Origin of the sequence: Bradyrhizobium sp. ISRA442, from assembly GCF_038085055.1 — a bacterium.
GTDB lineage: Bacteria > Pseudomonadota > Alphaproteobacteria > Rhizobiales > Xanthobacteraceae > Bradyrhizobium.
In genome coordinates this window covers 22,751-28,750 of sequence record NZ_JALGCN010000043.1, presented here as the reverse complement: position 1 = coordinate 28,750, position 6,000 = coordinate 22,751, and the positions used below count along the sequence as shown (strand labels likewise).

The 6,000-nt window shown below is 61.5% G+C and carries 6 protein-coding genes and 1 pseudogene; 3 read left to right on the top strand and 4 right to left on the bottom strand.

The features are described 5' to 3' along the window. Nucleotides 1–1,371 precede the first annotated feature (1,371 nt). Nucleotides 1,372–1,848: an aldo/keto reductase gene (locus MTR72_RS40685; RefSeq protein ID WP_445819688.1), complete on the top strand. Its 477-nt coding sequence runs from the start codon at nucleotides 1,372–1,374 to the stop codon at nucleotides 1,846–1,848. Here the strand turns inward: MTR72_RS40685 and MTR72_RS39605 are convergent. The 3 genes from MTR72_RS39605 to MTR72_RS39595 form a co-directional block, all read right to left on the bottom strand. Continuing rightward, on the bottom strand, nucleotides 1,808–2,335 hold the full coding sequence (locus tag MTR72_RS39605; RefSeq protein ID WP_280968587.1) for a hypothetical protein: 528 nt from the start codon (nucleotides 2,333–2,335) through the stop codon (nucleotides 1,808–1,810). The genes MTR72_RS40685 and MTR72_RS39605 overlap by 41 nt on opposite strands. A gap of 535 nt (nucleotides 2,336–2,870) precedes the next feature. Next, a complete protein-coding gene (locus MTR72_RS39600; RefSeq protein ID WP_280968586.1) occupies nucleotides 2,871–3,092 on the bottom strand; it encodes a hypothetical protein in 222 nt (73 codons plus the stop codon). Nucleotides 3,093–3,213: 121 nt separating this feature from the next. Then, on the bottom strand, nucleotides 3,214–3,417 hold the full coding sequence (locus MTR72_RS39595; RefSeq protein WP_341512305.1) for a hypothetical protein: 204 nt from the start codon (nucleotides 3,415–3,417) through the stop codon (nucleotides 3,214–3,216). A gap of 167 nt (nucleotides 3,418–3,584) precedes the next feature. On the opposite strand from MTR72_RS39595, the gene MTR72_RS39590 reads away from it, so the two are divergent. Beyond that, nucleotides 3,585–3,785 (top strand): CsbD family protein, encoded by a 201-nt coding sequence (locus MTR72_RS39590; RefSeq protein ID WP_280968584.1) that lies wholly within the window; start codon nucleotides 3,585–3,587, stop codon nucleotides 3,783–3,785. Between the two features lie 154 nt (nucleotides 3,786–3,939). On the opposite strand, the pseudogene MTR72_RS40680 reads toward MTR72_RS39590, so the two are convergent. Continuing rightward, a pseudogene (locus MTR72_RS40680) lies at nucleotides 3,940–4,799 on the bottom strand (hypothetical protein). A gap of 556 nt (nucleotides 4,800–5,355) precedes the next feature. Here MTR72_RS40680 and MTR72_RS39580 point away from each other — a divergent pair. Next, the gene (locus tag MTR72_RS39580) at nucleotides 5,356–5,511 is read left to right on the top strand and encodes a DUF3309 family protein (protein ID WP_280968583.1); all 156 of its coding nucleotides are present in this window, start codon (nucleotides 5,356–5,358) and stop codon (nucleotides 5,509–5,511) included. Nucleotides 5,512–6,000 lie beyond the last annotated feature (489 nt).

Below are 6,000 nucleotides of genomic sequence, written 5' to 3'. Positions count from 1 at the left end.
AGCAATTGTGAACATACCCGGCTGAAAGCAATCTTCTGTTCGCTTCTAGACATTGCCTATTTTTATGATCAGAAACAGCAAAATCTTGCGCGACGAACTAGCGAACTAGCGTGGCCTTTCGACGAACCGATCATCCTGCCGAGCAGGGGTTGATGACGAATGCCGCTAAGCTAATTTCTGCTTGTCCTATGCGGCTATCGCCCCCCTGGTGGCATCCGCATCCTGGCGGAATAGCGCGCGGGCTAGAGCGGCCCCAGCCGGCTGAGGATTAAGAGAGGAGAGTGAGGCCGGGGCCGCTCCCTGGAGGTGCTTGATCTCTGGCACAGAGCCAAGCGCTTCGAGCCTATTCACACCTTAGGGCACCGTTCTGGTCGTTCGAGCACACTGGCGATGTCAATTCGGTCGGACTGAGGCAGGCTTGCCGTCTGCTAACGCCCCTTCTTGGCTTTTGGATCGTTCACAGTCGCCCCGGGACTTGCCGAACTTGGGCTGCTAGACGCACCCTGACCAGTGGTAGCAGCTGGCGAATCACCGCCGCCTCCGGCTCCGGCAGCGCCGCCGGCTCCTCCCGCTCCGCCGTCACCCGAGCCAGCTCCCGCGCCGGCGCCACCCGCGCCGCCGGCGCCGCCAGCACCAGCGCCGGCTCCTCCGCCTTGCGCCGACGCCGCAGCAATGGACCCAAACACCAAGGCAGCTGCCAAGACAATCTTTGCAATTTTCATGTCGTGTCTCCTTGCTGAAGTTTGCATGCAAACCGAGCCCCGCCACGATCGTTCCTGTATGGCGCGCCACATCCAGCTACACATGAGCGCAAGGTCGATGCCCAACACTTCCAGAGTTCGAGCGGCGCTACTGTTTGTCGCGACGCGGCCGCAGGAGACTTTGCGGTCTTGTGCTTGCGGCGAGGGCGCCATTTGCTAGCCTCAGCGCGGCCCCCTCACAAATGTGAAAATTCAGCGCCACTAGTTGTCGGGTAACGTCCCAGGCGATCAGAATTGTTCCAGACCCTCCTCAATCACTCGCGGGTCATCGAGAACAAGCTCTTGAGACTGATGCGGATCAGTGCCGGAAGCGAGCTGTAGGTTCCTGACGACGTGCTTCCGCTGACGCAGGAGGCACTTGCCCAATTGCTCGGGGTGCGGCAGACGACGGTGACGCTGACGATGAGCAAGCTTCGCGCAGCGTGGCCATCAGGTCCGACCGGCGCGACTTCGTCGAGGTCCGCGCAGGATCGATCGCATGTCCTGCCAGGAATTGTCCGCGCCGCGACTTGCCCATGCGCTGTTCCCGGAGAGCTCCTTCGTCGGCTCCGGTCCGGCTGCCTCACGCAGCCGTCGAACAGCATAGAAACGAATGCGCTACTGACGTGTCTTGCCGAGATTGCCCGCGCACGATGGCAGCATCAGCCAGGTCGCCCTGAACTGGCTGTTGGCGCGCGACAGTCACGTGATCCCCATCCCCGGCGCGACCAAACCTCATCACGCCAGGACCAATCTCGATTCACGCGCCTGTATGAGACCGAGTTCGACGCGATCGACCGAGCTTCAGCAAAGCTTGGAAAATGAATCCGGTGCCCATCAAACCCCTCAGTGGGGCGCGTGGAGGCGCTCTTGCGGAAACCTGACCGTGCGAACTCGCGCGGACGCCCGACCTTCCGAACCGATCCGGCCAGTCGAGCCGTCGACGACGGCTCCAGGCTCGGCCGCTCGTATCGGAACGTATCCCGCGCCACCGCGAAAGACGGTTGCGGATCGTTCGTCTGCGATGGCTGCCGCCCCATCCTCCGACCGAGAAATCGCCCGACCGGTCAGCCGGCCAGCACGCCCCGAAGGGTCCGGCTCGAGCTGAGAAGACAACCGACGCCCGGCGCCAGCAGCAGCACGCCGAGCCAGGTTGCCGTCCACCCCGGCCCGTCGTCGCCCGCCTCGGCGATGGGAACGGCGACCGCGGTCGCCGGAGGTACAGAGGCGGCAACCGCGTCGCTGGCGGTCGGCGCGGCCGCCAGAAGCGTCTCCACGTCGACTTGGTGCGGCGTGGGATTGTCGCGCGTGAGCTGATCGGTCGCGGGTTTGGTGATATCGGGTGCCGGTGGCACGAGCGCCGTGGCCCCCGAAGCGGGGACGGGACTGGCATCGACCACCTTGAGTTCGAGCGCGGGCGGCGTCGGCCGGGGCGTTTCCGCCGACGCGGAGCGCAACAACTCCGCGCGCGCATCCACGACCGCCTTTTGCGCGGCGTGGCGCCGTTTTCCTTGGGAGCGGCGACCTGTTTCGCAGCGCGGTGACGAACCGACTTCTTTGCCATCGGGGTCCCCTCGGCGGCCAGGAACCAGCATTTGCGGTTGCCATCGAAACGATAGACCCAGTGCTGGCCCTCGGCCGGCGATTTCCCGGGCTGCGGCAAACATTCCTTTTCGGCGGGCGCCGGCGCGGTGGCTTCCACAGGAGCGGCTTGGCCAAAGAAGGCGGCGAAGGGATTCGAAGACGCAGGCGACGTCGAGCCACCTGTGAGAAGGAGAAAAGCGGCGAAGCAAAATCACAAAGGACCGGACATGAAACCCCCGGCGTTGCGCCCCGCCCAGCCACGACCTTTGGCCGCGTTCTGGGTCGCAATGCGACTCAAATCCGGCAACGCTGAGATTCATTCTGGCCTGGAACCGGGATCCCGGCTCGAATTCAGCCAGCCTGCGGCGCTTTGCTTACCTTCGGCCGCTCGGTCGGTCTCGCCACCGGCGATTCTGGCAAGTCAAAAAAGCGATCCGAAATCGGCGATGTTCCGGACGATCTGGGCGTTGTGAAGTTCAATTACTTCTGCAATGACCGCCTCCACATGCGCGGTCGGCGCGCCGTTCCTGCAGCAACAGACGAAAGCTATTCGCGCCGCGCATCAGCCCTGACGCCGTCGGGTGTAACCTCGTAGTCCTCGCCGCGATGCCTGAGCCAGCCTGCCTTGACCATCGCAATGGCTATCTCCTCACTGCATAAACGGTGGGTGCTGCCGGGGGAATACAGATTGCCATTGTGCGCAATCAGACGGCCGTACAGGTGCGCCTGCCTTAACACTTTGCGCATTCCGGGCGAGGGCTTGACCATAGCGGCTATCAAACTCGGGGTTGCCCGTATTTCGTTCCGGTAAGCTTATTGTAGCGCGTTGCCGACGACGGGGAAATCCCACGGTCTCCGGCGGAGAGATGTGCCAGGGGCGTGGGCGCACCTAATCAACAGTTCTAAAATGGAAGTTCTGCAGGCTCTGAAGTGCACCGCGGCCGGCTTGATCCTCGCGCTCGATAGCCGCGATGGCGAAATTCGCTAATGCCAACTTCCTTCGCTCACCCCGGCTATAAATTTCAGCGACATGCTCGATTGACAGTTCGCTTGCGGCGGCCCCAAAAATCCCGACCATGCCGATGAGGTCCAACGAAGTCGGCTTTACGGCCCAGGATGAGCAGCATCTTGGCGGACTGCGCGGAGATGTACTCCGTAGTGAAGCATCCAATCGACGCGAACAATCGTCACCGCGCGCGGTTAAGGAACGGCCGTCCCTTGCGATCGTTGACGGGACATCAGAACTTCCAGGAGATAGTCATGGACTGGAACCGAATCGAAGGCAATTGGAAGCAATTCAAAGGTGCGGCCAGGGAGAAATGGGGCAAGCTTACTGACGACGACCTCGACACGATCGAGGGTCACCGCGAACAGCTGGAGGGCAAGCTGCAACAACGTTACGGCATGGCCAAGGACCAGATCCGTAAGGACGTCGATGACTGGCTCAAGTCGCTACACTAGCGGCTATGCTCGAAAAGCCGCGGCTCAACGCCGCGGCTTTTCATGTCGAAGTCACTGCAATTGCGGCTTTAGACTACAAGTGCAGCCATAACGTAGCACCGTCCGTCGATTGGTGGCCGCATGAGGTCCGACTGGCTGTCTACACCTGCATCCGCTAGTAATCCGGTCGTTGGTTGGACGGAAATTGCCGCTCGTCGCGGTTCATCTTGCTCGAACTCACCATCCAATCTGGTAGCGGCGCCCCGTCGCGATGCCTGCCGCCTGCGGAGGCCGCAGCCCACGCAGCGGCTGCTCCAGCAGCGTGGCAGCCGCGATCGAAAAAGCCACTATGATCGAGCTGCGACGCGAGCGGGCAATGGCCGCCTTGGAGTCCGCAATGATGCATCGACCCGCCGCTCGGACTCTTGTAGCGACAGCCCGGCGGTCGCGGCGACCTGTTGGACCAGATAGGCCCGGTCGTCATTGCTGACGCCATTATGGCTCGACGACATCATTAGAATGCGCTCCGCTTCTGCGCGTTCTGCACCCATGTCGACATTGGGCCGTCGCGCAGAACGAAACAGCTTATCGAGCTCATAGCTCAAGAGCGGTTCGGCGACGGTGGTATTTGCGGTCCGCGTTTGCGTCGCCAACCAATTGACGGTCGAGGCTCCGATCAATGACGCCAGGGCCGCCAAGTAGTACCGCCAGCGCCCAGGAAGCGAGACCGTGCAGCCCATCACGTCGTTCCACCTCTTCGCTTGCTGCCGTTGCGCCGGCGCGGCCTGCGATATAGCCGCCCAAGCCGAAGCTGATCATTGCCTGCAGGCTCAGATTGATGCCCGAAAGTAGCGCGAGCGCGGCCGATGCACCACGCCACGTCGGCGAGATCGAGGTGACACCAAGCCCAACCGCAACACCGAAACTGACAAGAATGAATGAAAGAGCGGCAGCGGTAAGCGCACCGACGACAACAGGCGTCCATCGAACATAGCGCCCATCTTCACTGGACGAAAAGATGGTTTCCACGGTCATGTCAGCCGTCCCTAGCGAAGACCGAAGAACGAAAGAATGGCCGAGGTGACGACGATCAGGCCGATAAGATAAATCAGCTGGTACATACGAACCCTCCTCGTCGGGTCCCTGCGCCGAAGACAATTGGCACTGTGTTAGGAAGATTCCTCCTCAGCGCGGTCGAAGACCCTCTCGTTCTTTCGAGGAAAACCGAATGCCGAAGAACAAGTGCCGAAGAACAGTTGGCGGCGCTGGCCAGCCTTAGGGGTCAGCGGCCGAGCCATGGCCGACCGGCCCGTGCCCACACTGACTGCCGCCGCGACCGCGGGAGAGCTGGTTGCTCTAATACGGCGATGTCCGGGGTCGGCGGCATTTGGCTTGCGCGCCGCCAATCGAGTCAATAGTGCGCCATGGCAATTGCGCTGCCCGCATCTATCCCGGATGAGAAGCGCGGTGACATGCACCGCAGGCACAGCGCCCGACCTTCGAGAGCCAGCGACGTCTGATGTCGCACGGCAGGAACTGCTCGCAATTCGCCGCGTTAGCTCGTACCCCAAACAACGGCGCGAGGCGCGCGATGTTGTCAACAATCCTCGTTATCATTTTGATCCTGTTGTTGATTGGAGCATTGCCAACGTGGCCTTACAGCGCTGGCTGGGGCTACTATCCCGGCGGCGGAATTGGCTTGATCCTCATTATCGTGGTCGTTTTAGCGCTCGCTGGGCGCATTTGAATACTTGGCTGCTGCGAGCCCACACCCGCCGTTCGCTGACCGAAGGCAGGCCGGGGCGGGCATTGCCGGAACGGCGCGCGCCGCACAGAAACGTCCTCCTCGGCCTCAGAGGAATGTCCCCGGAATACCGTTTATTTGGCTTCTTCGGCGCGAGTGAGGTCATTTCGGGAGGCAAAGCTCAGGCGCAGGTACGCCGGCCGATAGCTGCGCCTGTGGCAATGACTGGCTAAGGTTTATGCGCCCCCGGTTAGCCTTAAAAGATCCCGCAAAAGGCAGCTTAGAGTCTGCCCTCGCACGGGAGCTCGGTTTAGCCCTCAGCTTGGTTTAGCCCTCAATGATGTAAACAAATTTCGTGCGTCTCCGGCTTCACTACTATGTACTCGCCTTTGACCAGGATGACCTCATAGCCGCGCCACCGAAAGGCTGACGTTCACGTTGCTGGCTTTCTCGATCTCTTCCGACTTGATCGCTGAGAATCTCGGTGGGCTT

Excerpts from the sequence above, each read along its gene's own strand:
- MTR72_RS39590 (WP_280968584.1), top strand. The coding sequence starts at position 3,585 with ATGGACTGGAACCGAATCGAAGGCAATTGGAAGCAATTCAAAGGTGCG.
- MTR72_RS39600 (WP_280968586.1), bottom strand. The coding sequence starts at position 3,092 with ATGGTCAAGCCCTCGCCCGGAATGCGCAAAGTGTTAAGGCAGGCGCAC.
- MTR72_RS39580 (WP_280968583.1), top strand. The coding sequence starts at position 5,356 with ATGTTGTCAACAATCCTCGTTATCATTTTGATCCTGTTGTTGATTGGA.
- MTR72_RS39605 (WP_280968587.1), bottom strand. The coding sequence starts at position 2,335 with ATGCTGGTTCCTGGCCGCCGAGGGGACCCCGATGGCAAAGAAGTCGGT.